This window comes from Hydrogenivirga sp. 128-5-R1-1 (genome assembly GCF_000171895.1).
In genome coordinates this window covers 188801-209752 of record NZ_ABHJ01000001.1, presented here as the reverse complement: position 1 = coordinate 209752, position 20952 = coordinate 188801, and the positions used below count along the sequence as shown (strand labels likewise).

General features: G+C 51.4%; 21 protein-coding genes. 13 read left to right on the top strand and 8 right to left on the bottom strand.

From position 1 onward, the window contains the following. The first annotated feature begins 6 nt into the window (after positions 1–6). Genes HG1285_RS15960 through HG1285_RS16010 form a run of 11 tightly spaced genes read left to right on the top strand, consistent with a single transcriptional unit; the run spans position 7 to position 11395 of the window. Positions 7–1473: an NADH-quinone oxidoreductase subunit N gene (locus HG1285_RS15960; protein WP_008286008.1), complete on the top strand. Its 1467-nt coding sequence runs from the start codon at positions 7–9 to the stop codon at positions 1471–1473. Positions 1474–1478: 5 nt separating this feature from the next. Then, positions 1479–1850: an NADH-quinone oxidoreductase subunit A gene (locus HG1285_RS15965; protein WP_032496297.1), complete on the top strand. Its 372-nt coding sequence runs from the start codon at positions 1479–1481 to the stop codon at positions 1848–1850. Continuing rightward, the gene (locus HG1285_RS15970; protein ID WP_008286006.1) at positions 1850–3631 is read left to right on the top strand and encodes an NADH-quinone oxidoreductase subunit D; all 1782 of its coding nucleotides are present in this window, start codon (positions 1850–1852) and stop codon (positions 3629–3631) included. Before HG1285_RS15965 ends, HG1285_RS15970 begins: the two co-directional genes overlap by 1 nt. Further along, on the top strand, positions 3628–4155 hold the full coding sequence (locus HG1285_RS15975) for a Uma2 family endonuclease (RefSeq protein WP_008286004.1): 528 nt from the start codon (positions 3628–3630) through the stop codon (positions 4153–4155). Before HG1285_RS15970 ends, HG1285_RS15975 begins: the two co-directional genes overlap by 4 nt. Before the next feature lie 10 nt (positions 4156–4165). Beyond that, a complete protein-coding gene (nuoH, locus tag HG1285_RS15980) occupies positions 4166–5215 on the top strand; it encodes an NADH-quinone oxidoreductase subunit NuoH (RefSeq protein WP_008286003.1) in 1050 nt (349 codons plus the stop codon). Between the two features lie 4 nt (positions 5216–5219). Next, positions 5220–5861, top strand: coding sequence for an NADH-quinone oxidoreductase subunit I (locus HG1285_RS15985; protein ID WP_008286002.1), 642 nt, complete (start codon positions 5220–5222; stop codon positions 5859–5861). Beyond that, entirely contained in the window at positions 5855–6388 is a 534-nt protein-coding gene (locus tag HG1285_RS15990) for an NADH-quinone oxidoreductase subunit J (RefSeq protein ID WP_008286001.1), read from the top strand. Before HG1285_RS15985 ends, HG1285_RS15990 begins: the two co-directional genes overlap by 7 nt. Then, on the top strand, positions 6369–6677 hold the full coding sequence (gene nuoK / locus HG1285_RS15995; RefSeq protein ID WP_008286000.1) for an NADH-quinone oxidoreductase subunit NuoK: 309 nt from the start codon (positions 6369–6371) through the stop codon (positions 6675–6677). The genes HG1285_RS15990 and nuoK overlap by 20 nt, the downstream gene beginning before the upstream one ends. 3 nt (positions 6678–6680) lie before the next feature. Then, positions 6681–8525, top strand: a complete 1845-nt coding sequence (nuoL, locus tag HG1285_RS16000; protein ID WP_008285999.1) for an NADH-quinone oxidoreductase subunit L — start codon at positions 6681–6683, stop codon at positions 8523–8525. Further along, positions 8525–10000 (top strand): NuoM family protein, encoded by a 1476-nt coding sequence (locus HG1285_RS16005; RefSeq protein WP_008285998.1) that lies wholly within the window; start codon positions 8525–8527, stop codon positions 9998–10000. The genes nuoL and HG1285_RS16005 overlap by 1 nt, the downstream gene beginning before the upstream one ends. 3 nt (positions 10001–10003) lie before the next feature. Next, positions 10004–11395, top strand: a complete 1392-nt coding sequence (locus HG1285_RS16010) for an NADH-quinone oxidoreductase subunit N (protein WP_008285997.1) — start codon at positions 10004–10006, stop codon at positions 11393–11395. 123 nt (positions 11396–11518) lie between these two features. On the opposite strand, the gene HG1285_RS16015 is transcribed toward HG1285_RS16010, so the two are convergent. After that, positions 11519–11854: a hypothetical protein gene (locus tag HG1285_RS16015; protein WP_232219436.1), complete on the bottom strand. Its 336-nt coding sequence runs from the start codon at positions 11852–11854 to the stop codon at positions 11519–11521. Further along, a complete protein-coding gene (locus HG1285_RS19370) occupies positions 11851–12027 on the bottom strand; it encodes a hypothetical protein (RefSeq protein ID WP_008285994.1) in 177 nt (58 codons plus the stop codon). The genes HG1285_RS16015 and HG1285_RS19370 overlap by 4 nt, the downstream gene beginning before the upstream one ends. 43 nt (positions 12028–12070) lie before the next feature. Here HG1285_RS19370 and dxr point away from each other — a divergent pair, with 43 nt between their 5' ends. Continuing rightward, on the top strand, positions 12071–13216 hold the full coding sequence (gene dxr / locus HG1285_RS16020; protein WP_008285993.1) for a 1-deoxy-D-xylulose-5-phosphate reductoisomerase: 1146 nt from the start codon (positions 12071–12073) through the stop codon (positions 13214–13216). Here dxr and HG1285_RS16025 read toward each other — a convergent pair. The 6 genes from HG1285_RS16025 to dnaN are packed head-to-tail and all read right to left on the bottom strand — an operon-like array spanning position 13176 to position 17853. After that, positions 13176–14048, bottom strand: coding sequence for a lysylphosphatidylglycerol synthase domain-containing protein (locus tag HG1285_RS16025; RefSeq protein WP_157560438.1), 873 nt, complete (start codon positions 14046–14048; stop codon positions 13176–13178). The genes dxr and HG1285_RS16025 overlap by 41 nt on opposite strands. Then, on the bottom strand, positions 14048–14656 hold the full coding sequence (locus tag HG1285_RS16030; RefSeq protein WP_008285991.1) for an NAD(P)/FAD-dependent oxidoreductase: 609 nt from the start codon (positions 14654–14656) through the stop codon (positions 14048–14050). The genes HG1285_RS16025 and HG1285_RS16030 overlap by 1 nt, the downstream gene beginning before the upstream one ends. Positions 14657–14665: 9 nt before the next feature. Then, positions 14666–15796, bottom strand: a complete 1131-nt coding sequence (sbcD, locus tag HG1285_RS16035) for an exonuclease subunit SbcD (RefSeq protein ID WP_008285990.1) — start codon at positions 15794–15796, stop codon at positions 14666–14668. Then, positions 15774–16532, bottom strand: a complete 759-nt coding sequence (locus HG1285_RS16040; protein WP_008285989.1) for a TIGR00730 family Rossman fold protein — start codon at positions 16530–16532, stop codon at positions 15774–15776. Before HG1285_RS16040 ends, sbcD begins: the two co-directional genes overlap by 23 nt. Further along, positions 16525–16749 (bottom strand): hypothetical protein, encoded by a 225-nt coding sequence (locus HG1285_RS16045; protein ID WP_008285988.1) that lies wholly within the window; start codon positions 16747–16749, stop codon positions 16525–16527. Before HG1285_RS16045 ends, HG1285_RS16040 begins: the two co-directional genes overlap by 8 nt. Before the next feature lie 12 nt (positions 16750–16761). Beyond that, positions 16762–17853 (bottom strand): DNA polymerase III subunit beta, encoded by a 1092-nt coding sequence (gene dnaN / locus HG1285_RS16050; RefSeq protein WP_008285987.1) that lies wholly within the window; start codon positions 17851–17853, stop codon positions 16762–16764. A gap of 122 nt (positions 17854–17975) precedes the next feature. Between dnaN and HG1285_RS16055 the strand changes: the two genes are divergently transcribed. Next, entirely contained in the window at positions 17976–20948 is a 2973-nt protein-coding gene (locus HG1285_RS16055; RefSeq protein WP_008285986.1) for an FAD-dependent oxidoreductase, read from the top strand. Positions 20949–20952 lie beyond the last annotated feature (4 nt).

Below are 20952 nucleotides of genomic sequence, written 5' to 3'. Positions count from 1 at the left end.
AAGGGTATGGATATAGGACAGCTTATAGGTGCCATACAGATACCGAGGCTTGAGCTATTCTTGCCTGAGCTGATAGTGTTAGTTACAGCCTTCGTCCTATTCACCTTAGATCTGATACTCTCATCACCCTTGAAGAGGGTTGTCCTGCCCTCCCTCAGCGCCATAGGGTATATACTCGCACTGATGTCCGTGGGCGTGACCCTTCAGTACGAGGGGGATACCTTCTACGGCACCTTCACCAACGACTCCCTCGGGGTTCTCGCTAAGGTCTTTGAGCTGACCATAGCTATAACTGTTCTTGCTTTCTCCCACAGATACTTTCAGTCCAAGCGCTCCTTTTACGGAGAGTTCTACTATATGCTCGCCTTCACCCTTTTGGGTGCGATGATACTCGTCTCCTCTTACAACCTGATAATCATATACGTTTCCCTTGAGCTGGTTTCTATCGGCTTTTACATGCTCACAGCCCTCCTGAGGGGCTCCTTCGTGTCCAAGGAGGGAGCCTTCAAGTACCTTATACTCGGAGGTCTCAGTATAGCCTTAGCCTCTTACGGTGCTGTCTTCATGTACGTTTATTCGGGCTCCATAGACCTCAGGGATATACTGAGATACTCGGGAGAGGACTACCACTACCTTATCCTCGGTCTCGTCCTGTTCCTTATAGGCTTCGCCATAAAGATTGGGGCGGTTCCCTTCCACTTCTGGCTACCGGACGCCTACCAGGGTGCTCCCACGCCGGTGACCGCCTTCATGGCTTCCGTGGGTAAGCTCGCCTTCTTCATACCGGTGGTCAGAATAATGCCTCTCATACAGGAAAAGTTCTCTCTCGCTTGGATGCTCACTGTAGGGGTCATAGCGGCTGTCACGATGCTCTACGGGAACTTCGTCGCTCTCGTTCAGAAGGACATAAAGAGGCTCCTCGCCTACTCTTCAATAGCCCACTCTGGCTACATCCTTGCCGCTGTGGCTGTTACGCGCGAGATAGGTCTTAAGGCGGTCATATACTTCCTCGTGGTTTACGCCGTGATGGCTACGGGCTCATTCTTCGTGGTGGCTGTACTTGAGAGGAACGAGGACTGGAACAACGAGATAAGGGAGTTTTCAGGGCTCAGGTTCAGCCTTCCCTACTTAGCCTTTGCCTTTCTCGTATACATGTTTGCCCTTCTCGGTGTTCCTCCAACGGTGGGCTTTGTGGGGAAGACCCTCGTGTTTATGGCTCTTTCCTTTGACAAGCTCTGGTGGCTCGCCTTCGTTATGATACTATCCACCGCTATATCTACCGGTTACTACGTGAGGCTCGTAGTTCTCATGTACATGAAGGACAGAGAGAAGGAGGTCGCCATTAGGGACAGGAGCTACGCTGAGCTTGCCTCTCTCGTGTTGCTTACGCTCCTGACGGTAGTGTTGGCTGTGGTTCCGGGCGTTGTTTGGCAGTTGCTCAGCCCTGCAGCTGAGACTCTCTTTGCGAGGTGATGGGAATGGAGTACATAGGGTTTTTGATATTCTTCGCCATAATGGTCGGGATAGCGATCGTGATGATATCCCTGAACTGGCTCTTTGGTCCCAAGACGCCTCAGGAGTACGAGGACTACCCTTACGAGTGTGGAGTTCCCCTATACGACGAGAGCGCACAGACGACCTTTCACCAGGGCTATTACCTGCTCGGACTACTGCTACTCCTCTTTGACATAGAGGCTGCCTTCCTCTTCCCGTGGACGGTAGTTTACAGGTGGCTCGGCATATTCGGGTTCATAGAGATGTTTCTCTTCATACTTATACTGACCTACGGGCTTCTCTACGCGTGGAAGAAGGGCGCTCTCAACTGGCAGTTTGAAATGGAGGAAGTTTGATGCCGTGGGCAAAGGCTGAAGATTTTGCGGAGTTAAAGGGGCGCTTCCCGGAGCTTGAGGCTCACGATTCGGGCAAGGTCACGTCCCTTCACATAAAGAGGGAAAACCTTATAGAACTCCTTAAGGAACTCAAGAAAAGGGGTTTTAAGCTCTTTATAGACCACTCCGTGGTGGACTTAAAGGACATCCTGGAAAAGGAGAAGGACTTTAAGGGTGCCGTTAAAGAGAACCTCATAGCTTTCCCGGAGGACAGGCTCTCAAGGTTTCAAGCGTTCTACATCCTATACAACGTTGACGAGAAAAAGAGGGTTATAGTCAAGACGAGAAGTGACGGTAGCCTCCCCTCTATAGAGAAGCTCTGGTTTGCGGGCAAATGGTCGGAGAGAGAGTGCTACGACATGTTCGGCATAGAGTACGAGGGACACGAAAACCTCGTGCGAGCCTTCATGTGGGACACATACCCCTACTTTCCTCTCCGTAAGGACTTTCCCCTTGAAGGTTTCCCCGAGCAGGATCTCCCCTCCCTGAACGAGGTTCTGTGGGGGGACAAGCTTGAGGGGACGATGAACTACGAGAGGACGCACACGATAGTCCCAACCCTTGAAGACCTTGAGATAACCGAAAAGAGGAGGCTCAAGAAGAAGGCTCAGATAGTCCTCAACTGGGGACCCCTACACCCGGGAACCCACGGGACTATGTGGTTCCTCTTTGACCTTGAGGGTGAACGTATAGTCCAGACGGACGTGATACTCGGTCAGCTCCACAGGGGCGTGGAGAAGCTGGCTGAGAACGAGATGTACAACCAATTCTTGGTCTATACGGACAGGATGGACTACCTCTCCGCTCTGTGCTCTAACCAATCTTGGGTGGTAGCCATAGAGAGGATGCTCGGCATAGAGGAGGACGTCCCCGAGAAGGCTAAGTTCATAAGGACGATGATGTCCGAGCTCCAGAGGATAAACTCCCACCTCCTATGGCTCGGAACTTACGCCCTTGACCTGGGGGCTCTCACCATATTCCTATACGCCTTTAAAGAACGTGAGAAGATAATGGACATCCTTGAGGGCATAACGGGTGCGAGGCTCACCATATCCTATCCCAGGGTCGGTGGCGTTCGTATGGATCTGCCCGAGGGTGCCCTTGAGGTTATATCCGCCTTTGTGGATAAGTTCGTAAAGGAGCTTGATGACTGGGAGAGGATACTTACGAGAAACAGGATTTGGCTCAGGAGAAACAAGGAGGTAGGGATAATAACCCCCGAAGACGCCTACTTCTACGGTGTTACAGGTCCCGTGATAAGAGGCTCTGGCATTCCCTACGACATGAGGAAGCTTGAGCCCTACGATGCCTATGCAGAGGTTGACTTTGACGTTCCTGTGGGTGACATAGGAGACTGCTACGACAGGTATCTCGTTCGTATTGAGGAGATGCGCCAGAGCGTAAGGATAATAAGGCAGTGCGTTGATAAGCTGAAGACCATACCCAAAGACGCTCCCTTCTTTGCCGAGGTGCCCAAAGAAAAGAAGATAAAGCTCACCATAGACGGGATAGGTCTCAAGGTTCCCACGGGTGAGATATACTCCTCGGGAGAGAATCCGAGGGGAGAGCTGGGCTTTTACGTCTTCTCTATGGGTGGGGTAAAGCCTTACAGGGTGAAGGTTAGACCGCCCTCTTACTATAACCTGAGCATATATCCTTACCTTATGAAGGACAGAGTTATAGCGGACGCTGTTACCATACTTGCGAGCATAGACCCGGTTGTGGGAGAGACGGACAGATGAAGGAAGTTCGTTACTTGCCCCATTACACTTACGAGGACTACAGGAGCTGGCAGGGAGATTGGGAGCTCATAGACGGTATCCCTGTTGCCCTTGCCTCGCCTAAGTATCTACACCAGAGGACGCTTACGCGTCTGGCAGCTATCCTTGAAGAAGGACTTGAGAACTGTGATAGATGTAATGCTGTCGTGGAGCTTGACTACATAGTTTCCCACGATACCGTGCTCAGACCAGACATATCTATCCTCTGCGAGGAAGTTGAGGATTACATAGTTAAAGCTCCGAAAGTCGTGTTTGAGGTTGTGTCTGATTCCACAGTGGACAGGGATGAGGGGATCAAGAAGGAGATTTATGAGAAGGAGGGGGTTGGATACTACGTTCTCATTTATCCTGAAAAGAAGCTTGCCAAGGTGTACAGAAACACTGATAGAGGTTTTATAAAGCTTAAAGACGTCCAGAGCGATAAGGTAAGCTTTGAGGTAGAAAACTGCAAGCTGGAAGTGGACTTCTCAAAAGTATGGTTGTAGGAGGCTGTGGATGGAGAGCGTGGTGGCTGGTGTGATAATAGCGGTTATAAAGATACTCGTTATTCTGGGTATAGTGCTCGGTGTGGGAGCCTACCTCACCTGGGTTGAGCGTAAGGTCGCTGCCCACATCCAGAGGAGACCGGGACCCATGGTGGTCGGCTGGCACGGACTACTGCAGCCCCTTGCGGATGGAGTGAAGCTAATAACCAAAGAAGACCTATTTCCAAGGTACGGGAATAAATTCCTCTACAACCTCGCCATAATACTCGCCCTCGTGCCAGCAACCCTCGTCTTTGCGGTCGTTCCCTTCGGTCCAGAGTTTGAGCTCTTCGGGTACAAGATAAAACCCATACTCACGGACGTGAACGTTGCTCTCCTCTTGGTCTTCGGACTCGGTTCCCTTGCGGTCTATGCCATAGCCATAGCGGGCTGGGCTTCCAACTCCAAGTATCCTCTTATAGGCTCCATGAGGAAGGCGGGGATAATAATCTCCTACGAGGTTGCCATAACCTTCGCCGTGATGGGACCCCTTATACTCGCCGGGACGCTGTCAACCTACGAGATAGTCCAGAGGCAGATTGAGCAGAACCTCTGGTACATATGGGTTCAGCCTATAGGTTTCGTGGTGTTTCTCTTCTCCCTCTTGGCTGAGACGGGGAGGGTACCCTTTGATATACAGGAGGCGGAGGCTGAGCTCGTGACGGGCTTCACCGTTGAGTACGGGGGCATGAAGTTCGGTCTCTTCCCCCTCGTTGAGTGGTACGTGGAGGTTCTCTCCCTTTCCGCTATAGCTGTAGTCCTGTTCTTTGGAGGATGGTCTCCCATAAATATACCCTTCATGGGTTTCGTTGACCCCCTGTTCTTCCTGGGACCTTTCTCCCCTTACGTGTGGTTCCTCCTCAAGGTGACCGTTCTCTTCCTCTTTATACTCTGGTTACACTGGACGCTTCCCAGGTACAGGATAGACCAGATCACGGAGATAGCCTGGAAGGTTATGCTCCCCTTAGCCTTGATAAACATAGTTTTAACCGCTATAATTGCTCCGGTGGTTTGGAGGTAAAGGGATGATCAAGAGAGTGGCGGCAAAGCCTCTTAGCTGGCTGGAGAGGGCTTTGTTCATAGATTTTATAAAGGGTCTCTCGGTTACCATAAGGCACGCTTTCAGCAGGACTATAACGACTCACTACCCTTACGAAAAGCTGACTCCCCCGAAGAGGTTCAGGGGGTTCTTCGCCCATAAAGTCGTGGACGGAAACGAGCCCCAGCCCGCTTACGACGAGTGGGTTGAGAGGTTCAAGATAGAGGTCGTACCCGGTAAGAGCAGGTGTGTCGTCTGTATGCTGTGTAAACGTGCCTGTCCTGTTCCCCAGCTCTTTGAAATAGAGGGTAAGAAGCTGGACAACGGAAGGAGGGTCGTCTCTGTCTTCAACATGAACCTTATGCTCTGTACCTTCTGTGGCTTCTGCGTTGATGCCTGCCCTGTGGACTGCCTCTATCAGACGGACATACACGAGACAGCGAGCTACACGAGGAAGGATTCCATACTTGACCTGGAACTTCTTGAGAAGATAGGCAAGGACTGGCAGGCGAGGAGGGAGAACGAGCCGGACAGGATATGGATAGACGACAGACAGAGGGATAGACTCTGGCACGAGAACAAGGTGAAGCTGCCCGAGGTAGAGATCAGGGGGAGGCATGAATGGTAAGGCTGGTCATATTCTTGATATTCTCGGCATGGGCGATAATCTCGGGTGTAGGTGTGATCACCTTTACGAACCCTATATACGTTATCCTCTGGCTTCTATCGGCGCTGATAGCGGTTGCGGGTATATTCTTCACGGCGGGAGCTGAGCTAGTTGGAGCACTCCAGCTTCTCATATACGCCGTCGCGATTGCTGTCTTTTACGTGTTCGTTCTCACCGCTGTTCCCTGGGAGAAGGCTATAAAGAAGGGTAGCCACTACAGGATGGAGGGTGTCCTATCCCTTCCGTTGGTCGTGCTGCTCTACGTTGAGATGGCTATAGTCTTCTTTCTGGGAATTACAGCCTCCCCGGAGGGTAAGTTCAGAGCCTTCATAGAGAAGCTGGGCAATACGGAGGTAGTAGGTTCTATCCTCTTTACGAGGTACTTTTTCGCCTTTGAGGTTGTGTCTCTGGTGCTGCTTATAGGCATGATAGGAGCGGTTTTAATAGGAAGAAAGGAGAGTCAGACCTATGAAGACAATACCCCTTGAAGCTTACTTTGTGGTGAGCATGATACTCTTCGGGCTCGGTGTTATAGGGCTCGTAGCCCGGAGGAACCTCGTAACCGTTCTTATGAGCCTTGAGCTCGCCCTGAATGCGGTGAATATAGCCTTCGTGGGTGCGGATGCCCACATGGGGCTCGTTGAGGGTCAGATATTTGCCCTCTTCATAATAGCCTTGGCTGCCGCCGAGGCAGCGGTGGGCTTGGGTATAATCATCGCTATATTCAGGCTCAGGTATGTGGAGTCAACCGACGAGATTACGGACATGAGGGGGTAATAGATGGAATTTGTGGTTGTGTTCTCTCCGCTCGTAGCCTTCCTGGTCATAGGTTTTCTGGGCAGACAGATCGGAGACAAGGCGAGCGGTGTCATAACGGTGATCGCGAGCGCTATTTCTTTTGTATCCTCCCTCTTCGTTCTTTCCCACTCCCTCCACACACCTGTACAGATAAAACTCTATGAGTTCTTACCCTTAGAGGGCTACACCCTCACAGTAGGCTTTTACTTTGACGCCCTATCATCAATAACAACAGCAGTAGTCACCTTCGTAGCCACACTCATATTCATCTACTCCATAGGCTACATGCACGACGAATTCGGAAAATGGACATACAAATTCTACGCCTACCTATCCCTGTTCCTCTTCGCAATGCTACTAATAGTCCTCTCCGACAACCTCCTCGGAATATTCTTCGGCTGGGAAGGAGTCGGATTAGCCTCTTATCTATTAATTGGCTACTACCACAACCTAAAGAAAGCCACCAACGCATCCTTAGAAGCCTTCGTAATGAACAGAATAGGAGACTGGCTATTTATCTTTGGAATAATAGCCACCTTTTTAATATTCAACACCCTTGACATAGTAGAAATATTCCAAAAAATACCCACAACCCAGAGCGCACTAATAGGCTTAGCAACACTCCTTCTCTTTGGAGGAGCGGTAGGGAAATCAGGACAACTACCACTGCACACATGGCTACCCAACGCAATGGCAGGACCCACGCCAGTCAGCGCACTCCTGCACGCAGCCACCATGGTAGCAGCAGGAGTGTACATGGTAGCCAGACTATACCCACTATTTGAAGCAGCACCACAAACACTGAAAGTAGTGGCGGTAATAGGAGGACTAACAGCCCTCTTTGCGGCACTTGCAGCCACATCACACACAGACATGAAGAAGATAATCGCCTTCTCCACCATGTCCCAACTCGGGTACATGTTTCTTGCCCTTGGAGTGGGGGACAAAGGAGGGGCTATGTTCCACCTCACCACCCACGCCTTTTTCAAAGCGCTCCTATTTCTCGCAGCAGGTTCTGTGATAACAGCCTTTCACCACAAACTATACGACATATACAACTTTGGGGGACTTAAGAAGTACATGCCCGTGACCTATGCCAGCTTCACCATAGGAGCCTTAGCCCTTGCAGGAGTGTTCCCGCTATCGGGCTTCTGGAGTAAGGACAGGCTGATAGGGAGCTACTACGAAGCGAGCTTTGTGTGGGGTCTATTAGGAACCATAGTAGCATTCCTAACCGCCTACTACATATTCAGGGAAGGGTTTGTGGTATTTCATGGGGAGGAGAGGTTCAGGAAGATAGATCCTCACGAGCCGAAGGAAGTGAGTTCGGTTATGACAGTGCCTATGGTGATATTGGGAGTGATGGCGGTGATAGCGGGATTTTTTGAGGGATGGTATGTACATGCTGTTGGTGGTGAACATAAGGAGATCCATCTGAATATTGCGATTATGTCGGTAGGGATAGCTATACTCGGCATAGTACTCGCCTACGGGGTCTTCGTGAGACGCTTCCTTGACCCGGAGAAGACTTACGACTCTCTAAAGGCGCTCCACACCACTTTCAAGGAGCAGTTCTTCACCGAGAAGCTCTACCACGGCATACTCGCTGCGGGTTATATGAGCTACTCAAGGGTTCTCTTTGCGGTAGGAGAGAGGCAGTTCATAGATGGTGTGGTGAACGGGCTTGCCAACATAGTCCAGTCCGCCGGTCAGGGGCTGAAGTTCCTGCAGGCTGGTAAGCTCAACTGGTATGCCCTCAGCCTTGCCGGAGGATTTGCTATACTTGTTCTGCTTCTTGTCTTACTAATATACGGAGGAGGATACTGATGGATCAGCTCCTTAGCTTGATAATATTCCTTCCGCTCATCGCTGCGGGAGTTATAGCCATAGTAAGGAACGACACCTTTACCAAGCTGGTGTCCGTGGGAGTGTCGGGTATCGTCTTCCTGCTCTCGCTGGTTCTGTTCTTCAACTTTGACTTCACCAAAGAGGGCTTTCAGTTCGTCACCAAGCTGAGCTGGATACCCACCCTCGGCATCTCCTACCACATAGGTCTGGACGGGATGGCGGTCTCCCTGATAGTTATGACCGCTCTCTTGTTCCTCGCCGTCTTTATATGGTCTTGGAAGATAGAGGACAGACCCGTCCTATACACAGCCCTGTTCCTCCTCCTTGAGACCGCATGTCTGGGGGTATTCTCAGCTCTGGACTTCTTCCTCTTCTATATATTCTGGGAGGGGATGCTCATACCCATGTACTTCATCATAGGCTTCTGGGGGCACGACAGGAAGGTCTATGCGGCTAACAAGTTCTTCATATACACCTTTTTCGGAAGTCTCTTCCTTCTGCTGGGTCTTGCCAGCATCATAGTCTACGGGTACTTTGCGACGGGTCAGATAACCTTTGATTACATTGAGCACGCCAAGATGGGCTATCCGCTATGGATACAGCTCGCCGCATTCCTGCTCTTCGGTATAGGTTTTGCGGTGAAGATACCCATGTTTCCCGTCCACACTTGGTTACCGGATGCCCACGTTGAGGCTCCAACCGCAGGTTCGGTCATACTTGCGGGAGTTCTCCTGAAGATGGGAACCTTCGGTTTTGTGAGGTACTCCCTTTCCCTATTTCCGGACGCTTCCAAGTACTACATACCTCTCATATTCACCCTGAGCGTGATAGCGATAATCTACGCAGCGATGATGGCGATAGCCCAGACCCACATAAAGAGGCTTATAGCCTACTCCTCCATATCTCACATGGGTATCGTGACTCTCGGAACCTTTGCCCTTGACAAGGACGCTCTCAACGGGGCGGTTTACATGATGATAGCCCACGGGCTCTCTTCCGGAGCTCTCTTCTTCGCTGCTGGCTTCATCTACGACAGGATACACTCCTACAACATGGACGACCTGGGGGGTCTCGCCAAGTACCTGCCCAACTTCGCCATATTCTTCATGATCGCTGGTCTTGCGGGTATAGGTCTGCCAGGTCTTGCGGGCTTCATAGCGGAGTTTCTGGTTCTGCTGGGAACCTTCAAGGCTCACCCTGTATGGGCTGTGATAGCTGGAACGGGAATGATCTTGGGAGCTGCCTACTTCTTGTACATGTACAAGCGTGTGATGCTGGAGGAAGAGACCATATCCGACCACAGGAGAGAGAAGTGGGCACAGCTCAGGGACGTGGAAGTCCACCACGTCATTCCCTTCGTTCTCATACTGCTGGTTGCCTTCGTGATGGGGCTGTATCCCGCACCCTTCGTGAAGATGGTTGACCACACGGTAAAGCTCGTCTTTGGAGGTTAAGAGTTGAACTGGAACGCCCTTCTACCCGAGATAGTTCTTTCCATAGGTGTTCTCATAATCTTTGTCCTTGAGCTCGTACTAAAGGAGCGCTACTACAAGTCCCTTACCATACTCGGCTTTGTGGCGATAGTCGCCTCAGCCTTCTCGGTTCTGTTCGTTCACTACCCTGCCAGCACCCTGTTTGACGGCTTTACGGTGAGCGGTTTCAACCTCATAGCCAAGTTCTTCCTGCTGGCGGTTACGGGTCTCGTCCTGATATCTTCTTACGACTTCTTTATGAAGAAGAACTCCGTTTACAGCGAGCTCTCTTACTTGTATCTCATAGCCCTGCTGGGCTTGATGGTGATGTTATCCTCCGAAAACCTCGCCATAATCTTCGTGGGACTGGAGCTCGCCTCCATAACCATGTACATACTCGTGGGGCTCTTCAAGCGTGAGTACTTCTCCAAAGAGGGGGCATTTAAGTACCTTGTTATAGGGACTACGGGAACTTCCATGTTCGCTCTCGGGTCTGGTCTCGTTTACGGGTCTACCGGGAGCCTTCTGCTGGGCATTCAGAGGGGAGAAGACCCTATATTCGCCCTCGGGGTTCTTCTCATAATGTCCGCCCTCGCTCTGAAGGTCTCTGCGGTTCCCTTCCACTTCTGGACGCCCGACGCCTACGAGGGTGCACCTACGCCTACCACTTCCTTCCTCGCCACGGTGCCCAAGATAGCCATGTACTTTCTCTTCGTTAAGCTCACCGTCTATATGTTCTCTGCCCTTCCCAAGTGGGAGTTTCTCATAGGTGTGGTGGCGATAGCTTCCATGTTCTACGGAAACCTGATGGCTTACGCCCAGAGGAGCGTGAAGAGACTCCTTGCGTACTCTTCCATAGCTCATGCGGGTTACTTTACCCTCGCCCTCACAGTTGTGGACAAGCTACTCATGACTTCTCTGCTTTTCTATGTGTTCGTTTATGCCCTTGCCACCCTCGGTGCCTTTACGGTGCTCTCGGTTCTTGAGAAGAAGAGGGGCTGGACTCATCACTTCCTTGACTTCAAGGGCATAGCTAAGGAGCATCCCTTTCTGTCTTCCGCACTCGCTTTCTTCCTATTTGCTCTGATTGGTCTGCCTCCCATGGCGATCTTCGTGGGTAAGCTGGGCATATTCATGGGTCTGGTGAAGAACGAGCTCTTTCTGTATGCGATACTCTTCGTCATCGGTAGCTTAATATCTGCGGGGTACTACCTGAAGGTTATAGTATATATGTTCCTTCACGAGAAGGAGAGGGACTGGGGTGCAACGGGCATATCCGCAGGAGAGTCCTTTGCTCTCTTGGTCTCCACGGTGGCGGTGCTGATATTCGGTCTCTTCCCGCATGCGGTCTTGGACTTCCTGCTTAGGTTGGTTTAAAGAGCCCGTGGTTATCCAGTCCATTCACTATGTCTTTTAAAGGCTCTTAGTATTCTGTAAAAGTTCCATAACAAAACAGCGCTTGCAACTACAAAGCCTAAAAAGGCTAAAGCTTGCAAGACTTCATTCATTACCTTCTGCCTCCTTCTTTAATTTCTCAAATAGCTCAAGAATTTCAAGCGTGAGTATGGCTATCATTGAGGATGTTGTTACGATGGCTACTACACCAACAAGTAGCAAGAACGCCTTTAGAGCGCTGTTGAGTGTCATAAATAAACTGGCTGATCCACCGCTCGCTGCTATCAATACAACCCACAGGATCTTCAGATACTCGGTTAGGAACCTGATCTTTTCCTTTATGATCTCTCCCTTCTCCATAATAGCTCCGTATGCTCGTTTCCAAAAATTATGATTTAAGCTCCTGAAGGCAAGTGTTGACTTTGATAAGCTCCAACTCAATCTTCCCAGAACTCTCTGAGTATCCTTTCCCTGCGCTTCTGTTCCTTGCGGTACTTGAAGTAAGCGATGAGGCTGAGGACGAGGATAACTCCCAGCACCACGGGGAGAATCGCTATGCCTATTATGAGCACGAGGGCGGTTATAAATCCCACTACGAAGCCCGATAAGAACATGAAAAGGCACTGCAAGGTCATGGGAAATAAAATATAACAGGTTATGATAAGGCTTGCTGTTCTTGGTTCCACGGGATCTGTGGGAACTCAAACTCTTGAGGTAGCAGAGAAGTTCCCGGAAGAGGTTAAGGTCTCCGCTCTCCTTGCCCGCAGGGCTTCCGATAAACTCCTCCAGCAGGCTCTCAAGTTCAAGCCCGAGCTTGTTGTAACCTACGAAGAACCTTCCTCGGAGTGGGTTTCCTCACTGCCTGAGGGCTGTGAATACATGCACGGGGACGAGGGGCTTGAGAAGGCGGTTTCTATCTCCGACAAAGTTATGAACGCAGTTGCAGGGGTGCATGGGATAAAGCCCGCCTACGTGACTCTTCAGAAGGGCAAGACTCTCCTCGCTTCCAACAAGGAATCGGTTATATGTCTGGGTGATCTCGTCCGCAAGAACAGGGATAGGGTGATACCGGTGGACAGCGAGCACAACGCCCTCTTTCAACTGCTTGATGGCGTGGACAGGGAAGATGTTCGTTTCGTTTATCTCACCGCCTCCGGCGGTCCTTTCAAAGACTGGTCTCTTGAGGATATGAGGAGGGCAAAGGTAGAGGAGGCGCTCAACCACCCTCGCTGGAGTATGGGTAGCAAGATAACCATAGACTCCGCGACCATGATGAACAAGGGCTTTGAGATGTTGGAGGCTATGAACCTCTTTGACCTGCGGTTGGAATCTATAAAGGTGGTCATACACCCGCAGAGCGTAGTTCACGGCGTTGTGGAGTTGATAGACGGGTCTTTTTTAATGCACGCCTCCCAGACGGACATGAAGGTTCCCATAATGCACGCCCTCTTCTACCCGGATAGGAAGCGCTATCCCTTCGGGAGGGTTACACTGCCTCGGCTGTCGCCCATGAGCTTTGAGGAGGTGGATACGGACAAGTTCAGGGCTTTATACCTCGCCCGCTGGGCTGGTGAGATGGGTGGTGTTTACATACCCGTCCTGCTGGGTGCGGACGAGGAGGCTGTCGCCCTCTTCCTTGAGGGTAAGGTGGGTTTTCTGGATATAGTTGATCTGGTGGAGAAGACCTTATCTTCCGTGAACATAAGAGATCCTCAGGACATAGAGGGTATCCTTGAGGCGGTTGAGTGGGGGAGGAGAAAGGTCAGGGAGATATACGAAAGCGAGCATGCAGAAGCGGTATAGATAAGAGCCCCCATACCGCCGAGGAAACGAGTAGAAAGGTGTGGGCTATGAATCCGACTTTCAACCCTTCCCTTATCTCAACACCCATGAGCTTCAGGGGTATCAGGAAGCCAGCCTCGTAAGTTCCGTATCCCATGAAACCGTGAACGGGCAGAATGGTGGTAAGCTCCCCTCCCGCAAAGGCGAAGGAGAATCTGAACACGTCTGTATTCAAAAGAACTGCAACCAGGACGTAGACGGAGAGGGCTTTTAAGAGAAAGGATAGCGTTGAGAGCACGGTCAGCTTAATGGAGAGCGAAGGGGTCAGCTCCCTTCCGATAAACTCTCTGAACTCTCTGAGCTTTCCTACGGGTGGTATAAGAATCCTTAAGAGAGGGATAGAGGGGGAGAGCAGTGTAAGTGTGAGGAAGCCCAGAACGAAGTGAAGTGCACCCAGGAGAAGGGCGTAGGAGAGCAGGAACAGGGCGAGAAGTCCCAGGAGGTCGTAAGCTCTCCCTAAGAAAAAGCTCCATAGCGAGCTCTTGAGCTCAACGCCAGACCTCTTGGCGTAGTAAAACCAGCTCAGCTCTCCGGTTCTGGCGGGGAGTAGGTTGTTAAAAAATATGTTGGCGGAGTTTATCAGGAACGCTTCCCTGAAGCCGAGCTCTCTCAGTATGACCTTCCAGCGAAGGCTCCTCGTTAGCTGGCTTAGAGTGTACAGAACGAAAGCAGAGGATACCTGCAAAACCCCTAACTCTGAAAATGCGTCCGTTATCTCATGGAGGGGCACGGTGTAGAGGAAGAGGGAAAAGAAAACGAGGGATATAAGAAGAGGAAGAAGAAATTTCTTTATCAGCCTTCCTCCGGAACGTCGTGTATTACTATGGGCTTGCCCGCCCACTCGGAGAGTATATTGATCGCTACCTGAACTCCTATTCCCGATGCGACCGAGAACATGGAGCTCCCTCCCGCGAGCAGTCCTGCAACGTAGAGACCGTCTCTCACCCTGTAGTCTTCGTCGTGCTTGAGCATTACCCTTCCAGGTTTTGGAGACCTTGGGTTCTCAACCACCTCTACACCATCACACTCTATCTCAAACCTGTGGAAACCGCTCGCAAGGACGACGAACTCGGACTCAAACTCCTTCCCGCCCGAGGTCTTAACCCTGAAGTTTCCCCTCTCTCCGGAGACCCTCACAGCTTCATCTTCAATGAAATCAACACCACCGTAGGTCTTTATCTGCTCCCTTATCTTCTCAAGGAGCTCCTTTCCTGTCGTCCCCTGAGGGATCCCGGGGACGTTGTTGAATAGAGCCCTGTTCATATCGGAGCGACCGGTGTCAAGAACGAGATACCTCCTGTCTTCTGCCCATTCCCAGCCTCTGCCCTTTGCGGAAGCTAAGGTGAGGGCACAGGACAGCCCGGAAGCGCCACCACCGACGATGACAACGTCGTACCTCATAGCTTCCTATTATATCTTCTCTTCCGCTTCTCTGAGTAGTTCCAGAAACTTCTTCTCCACCTCCTCGGGAAGTTCCTTACCGTAGGCTGTCTGGAAATACTCCCTGTAAAGCTCAAGGGGGTCAAGCCTTCCAAGCTCGGAGAGCTCCCCTCCTCCAACCGTATCTTCCGTGAGCTGTTCAATCTTTATGAGCTTCTCACCCAGCTCTTCCCTGAGCTTCTCTATGAGATAGGGCATCTGGGTTCTGTCTCTGACCTTTATGGAGAGTTTAAGATAGCCTTCTCTGCCTTTCAGCTCTTCAATCCTATTCAGGACTTCTTCTTGCTCCAGCTCAAAGGCGTTCAGGGGGTTTTTCAGGGAGAGCTCAACGGCTTCAATCTCCGGCTGACTATCCTCAAAGAGTATCACGTTGAAGAACTTCTTGTCTCCCGCCTCAGAGAAGTCCAGCTGGTAGAGTGAGCCAGTGTAGTAGGCATAGGTGGGAGCGTTCTCTATCCTCTGGTACCTGTGGACGTGCCCGAGGGCAACGTAGTTGAACACCCCATCAAGGCTTGAGGGCTGAACTGCGTAGTGCTGGGTTATGGTGGCTTCCTTTTCCGTTCTCGTGTACCGGGAGCCCGCGACGAAAAGGTGGGCGAGGAGCACTTTAAACCTCGCATCCTTCACCGATTCGGCGAGGAACCTTATAAACCTACCTACGAGCTCTGCGTAACTCTTCTTTGAGTCCTCCTCTGCGGCGGTTATGACCCTCTCCGACGGGTAGGGGAGGCATGCCACCTTCAGGTCACCCAGAGAGTAAAGGAAGTGCTCTCTGTTCGGTCTGTCGTAAATGTGGACGTTGGCAAGGCGGGAAAGCCCCCTTATGCTCTTCATGAAGTCGTAGCTGTCGTGGTTCCCTGCTATCACAACGACTTCGGTACCGAGGTCTTTCAGCTTCAGGAAGAACTCAAATATGAGCTCCTTTGACTCGTTGTCCGGGTTAGCCTTATCAAAGACGTCACCGGCGATCAGGAGAACGTCTACTTTGCTCTCCTTTGAGCAATCGATCACCTGGGAGAGGGCGTACTCAAGGTCTGGGTTCCTGCTGACCTTTCCGAGGGTCTTTCCTGCGTGAAGATCAGCTATGTGTAAGAGTCTCATGGTTCTTCAGTATCCTCCTGAGCTTTTCCATGAAGCTCGTCTCCTCTCCGTAGTACTCTTCAAGGTAGTGATACTTCTCCTTGCTCCTCTCATAAACTATATCAACGACCTCCGAGGGGTCGTCCGCCACGCTCATCAGGTTTATGTCCTCCCTGTCTATGGTTCCGAAACCTACCATCTTGTCCTCCATATACCTTAGGAGGGGATTCCAGAACTCACTTCCGAAGAGTATGAGAGGGAACCTGTAGCTCTTGCCCGTCTGTATGAGCGTGAGAGCCTCAAAGAGCTCATCAAAGGTTCCAAACCCCCCCGGGAATATCACGTAGGCGAGTGAGTACTTTATGAGCATAACCTTACGGACGAAGAAGTAATCAAACTTGAGGGAAAGGTTCTGGTACTTGTTCGGGTGCTGCTCTCTCGGAATCTCTATGTTCAACCCCACCGACAGGGTTCCGCTGTCGTGAGCTCCCCTGTTGGCAGCCTCCATTATCCCGGGTCCACCTCCCGTTATTATGGCGTAGCCCAGCTTCCCGAGGTTGAAGGCTGTCTCGTAGGCTAACCTGTAGTACTTATCCTTTTCCCTACTCCTTGAACTTCCGAAGAATGTTACCGCGGGACCAACGTTGGCGAGCTCGTCAAAACCCTGAACGAACTCGCTCATTATCTTGAGAACACGCCAGGTGTCCCCCTGCCTTAGTTTAAGCTCCTCTATTATTCTCAGGCTGTCTTTACTCATAGATGTCTTTCACGAGCTCTCTGAGCTTGAGCTCCTCTCCGCTTCTGGGTGTATTTGACCTCACAGGATACTTGCGAATGTAAACGCCCTTCCTCTTCTTTGAGTACTTGACGCTCTTCTTGGTTTTAGCTACGTAGGTCTTCTTTTTCTTCTTTCCAGCATTCCAGCCGGGTATTACGAAGAGAAGGGTGAGCAGCAGCATGAGTATGCTTTTCATGGATTTCCCCCTTTAGACGCGCATCGGCATAATTATACATCTGTAAGGGTCACTCTCGTAGTCATCGGATTCAAGGAGGGCGGCTGTATCTGGGGTGGTAAATTTGAACCAAGCCTTTTCCGAATCAAGGGCTTCAAGGGCTTCAAGGATGTACCTGCCGTTGAACCCTATCTCAAAGGTCTCCCCCACGTAGTCAACATCAAGCTCCTCTCTACCCTCTCCGAACTCAGGATCCATGAACTCAAGCACCGCAAGGTTGTCGTTCAAGGTTATCTTCACGGGGAACACCTTGCCCTCAGCCAGCCCCGAGAGCCTCTTCAGAGCCCTCTTGGTCTCCTCCACGTCCAGGAGCACCTCCGCCGAGAACTCGTGGGGTATGACCGCAAGGTAGTCTGGGTACTCACCCTCAAGGAGCCTCACTATGAGCTTCCACTCCTCGCTCGTGAAGTAGGCGAAGCTCCCGTCCTCACTCTTCGCCACCCTGACGTCCTCTATGCCCGTCAGGAGTCTCTGGATAACCTTCAGGCTCTTCCTCGGTATGAGAAGCTCGTAGGAGAAGGACCCTTCGGGTTCAAAGAGAGAGAGCCTGTGCCCGTCCGAACCGACGAAGTGAACCCTCCCTTCGTGCCCTTTCATGTACATGCCCTGAAGGGATATCCTCGCCTCCTCCTTGGCAATTGCGTACTCGGTCTTGGCTATGCCCTTGAGTATTAGGTTGCCGCTTATTGCCTCCTCACCTTCCACAACCTCTGGGAACTCAGGAAAGTCCTCGGGCGAGACCGTGGGGAGCTTGAACTTGCTCCTCCCGCCTGTTATCACGAGCTTTTCACCCTCAGTTTCTATGTAAAGCAAAGCTGAGTTCAGATTCCTCACTATGTCGGATAGACTTCTTGAGCTAACACAGACTGAACCGCCCTCCTCTATGTCAGCCTTCACGCTCAGGACGAGGTAGTTTTCAAGGTCTGTGGCTCTGACGACGAGCCTGTCTCCCTCCGCGGTAAGCAGGAAGTTTGTCAGTATAGGCAGGGCTGACTTCTTTTCGGTAGCCTCTCTCGCCTTCTTAAGAGCCTCCTCAAATTCCTCCCTGTCAATCTGAAGCTTCATCCTTTCCCTCCAGCCGAAAGTTCTTATCTATTTTACTCTACGCCTCCGGCGTTTACTTCACTCGTTCACTCAGGTGTGTTTTTGGCACGCTCCTTGCAACTTTACATTCAGGAGGACGGAAGATGAAGATAGTGATAATCGGAAACGGGATAGCGGGAACAGCGCTGGTTGAGGAGATACTCCAGGAGACGGACGGCAAGGACGTAAGGTTACAGGTATTCGGAGACGAGAAGTACATAGGCTACAACAGGATACTGATAACGGACGTTTTGGCGGGCAGAAAGACCCTGAGCGAGATATACATCAAGAGATGGCAGTGGTACGAGGAAAGGGGCGTTCGCCTTGAGGTTGGAAAGAAGGTTGATAGGCTCTTTCCTAAGAAGAAGCTCTTAGTGACTGAAGAGGGGGAGCTCTTCAGATACGACAAGGCTATAATCGCCACAGGTAGCAAACCCTTCATACCTCCCTCCATTAAGGGCACGGACAAGAAGGGAGTCTTTACTTACAGAACCGCAGGTGACGTCTTCAAGATACTTGATTACGCAAGGGTCTCGGACAAAGCGGTGGTAATAGGCGGTGGACTGTTGGGCTTAGAGGTCGCCAAGGCTCTGAGGGACGTGGGTCTTGAGGTCTATCTGGTTCACCTCCTTGACACCCTTATGGAGCAGCAACTTGACAAGACCGCCAGCGACCTGCTCAAGAGAGACCTTGAGAACATGGGCATAAACGTCCTTTTAGAGAAGAACACCAAGGAGATACTTGGTGACAAGAAGGCTGAAGGCGTGAGGTTCGCGGATGGGGAGGAGCTTCCCGCAGACTTCGTGGTGATAGCGACGGGGATAAGACCCAACGCCGAGGTGGGGGTAAACTCCGGACTGAAGGTAAACAAGGGCATAGTGGTTGACGACTACATGGAGACCTCCGCCAGCGAGGTCTATGCGGTTGGTGAGTGTGTAGAGCACAGGGGACAGACCTTCGGTTTGGTGGCTCCCATAATGGAGCAGGTTAAGGTCTGCGCTCACAACGTAGTTCACGGCAACGAGAAGAAGTACGAGGGTTCCACCACCTACGCTATGCTCAAGGTGGCGGGCATAAACCTGTTTTCCGCAGGGGATTTCCTTGAGAAAGAAGGCGACGAGGTTATATCCTTCCTTGACAACGGAAAGAGCATATACAGGAAGGCAGTTGTTAGAGAGGACAAAATTGTAGGCACAATTTTGTATGGGGACATAAAGGGCAACAACTACCTCCTTGACCTGATCAAGAACGCCAAAGACATATCCGACGAGAGACCCTTCTTCCTCATAAAGCACATAGTCCCGCAAGACCTCACGGAGGTAGATGAGCTAAAGGACACGGATATAGTCTGCAACTGCAACGCAGTCACCAAGGGAGACATAGTCAAGTGCATACAGGAGGGCTGTAAGACCCTTGAAGAGATACAGGAGAAGACCAAGGCATCAACCTCCTGCGGTAGCTGTCAGGAGCTTGTGGAACAGATACTTAAGCAGTTCGTAAAGGAGAAACCCGAAAGGGTCAACAAGATTGAGGTTATAAAGAACGAGCTTCACCCGTTTGATGAGGAATTCAAGGAGCGTATGAAGAAGTACTTTGAGGACGGAAACTGGGAGAACATACCCGAGGACGACAGGGACGTCCGTCTCAAGTGGTACGGAATCTTTTACAGGAAGGCTACTCCCGGCTACTTCATGGTGAGGATAAGGGTTCCCAACGGCAGGCTAACCTACGAACAGGCTAAGGTGGTCTCTCACCTATCGGAGAAGTTCTGCAGGGGCGAGGTGGAGATAACCTCCCGTCAACAGCTCCAGATAAGGTGGATAGAGCTAAAGAACCTGCCAGAGATACTGGAGGCTCTAAACAGCGTGGGACTCACCACCCTCCAGACGGGTATGGACAACATCAGGAATGTTACCGGAGACCCTCTCACAGGGCTTGCGGAGGACTCTCTCATAGACACGGTCAGGCTCTCTCAGGAGATAACCAAGGTTTTCCTCGGCAAGAAGAAGTACGCCAACCTGCCCAGAAAGTTCAACGTGGCGGTCTTAGGCTCTCAAACCGACTCCATAAACGCCCAGTTCAACGATATATGTCTCTATCTCGCTGAGAAGGACGGAAGGCTTGGCTTTAACCTCTACTTAGGAGGGAAGATAGGTTCGGGTGGATCTGTGAAGGGTGTGGACATGGACGTCTTCGTAGAACCTTACGAGGCACCCGATATATGTAAGGTCGTATTTGATATATACACCACCTTCGGTAATAGGGACAACAGGTCTAAGAACAGGCTCTTCTTCCTCCTGCAGGAGTGGGGCGTGGACAGGTTCAGAGAGGAGATGGAGCAGAGGGTTTACAAGCCTCTACCCTCCAAGGGTCAAGACCTCGTGAATGCCAGAGGTGAGAGGGAAGGGATTATTAATCTCAGGAACGGCACCTTTGCGGTGTCCGCCATAGTCCCTGCGGGTAAGATAAAGGCTAAAGACCTCAGAACCGCCGCAGAGCTGGCAAGGAAATACGGAAGCAGGGAGCTCAGGCTCACGGTCTATCAGAACCTTTACATTCCCAACGTTCCCGAAGAGAACCTTGACGCACTGCTCAAAGAGGAGTTCTTCCAGAAGTATCCCACCACCAGCTCGCCTTTCATGACTCACCTTATAGCCTGTGCGGGTAGCGATACCTGTGGCTTCGGTGTGATACCCAACAAGAGCGATGCAGTGAGGGTTGCCCACTACCTTGCCGAAAGGGTTAAACTGGACACACCTCTCAGGATGCACTGGTCTGCCTGCGCTAAGGGTTGCGGTCAGCACGGCTGTGCGGATATAGGCTTTGTGGGAACCAAGACCAAGATAGATGACGAGGCAGTCCTTGCGGTGGACATCTTCGCAGGAGGCTCAACAGACCTTGAGGGCTTCAAGGTGGTTCAGGGACTTCCCTTGGACAAGGCTGAGGAGGCAACGGAGCTTCTGGTCAACTACTATCTTGAAAACAGGCAAGACGGCGAGACCTTCGCCCAGTTCGCCCACCGAGTCGGCGTTGACGCCCTGAAGGCTGTGATAATAGGCTTGGGCGTGGGGGTTTAGTTCT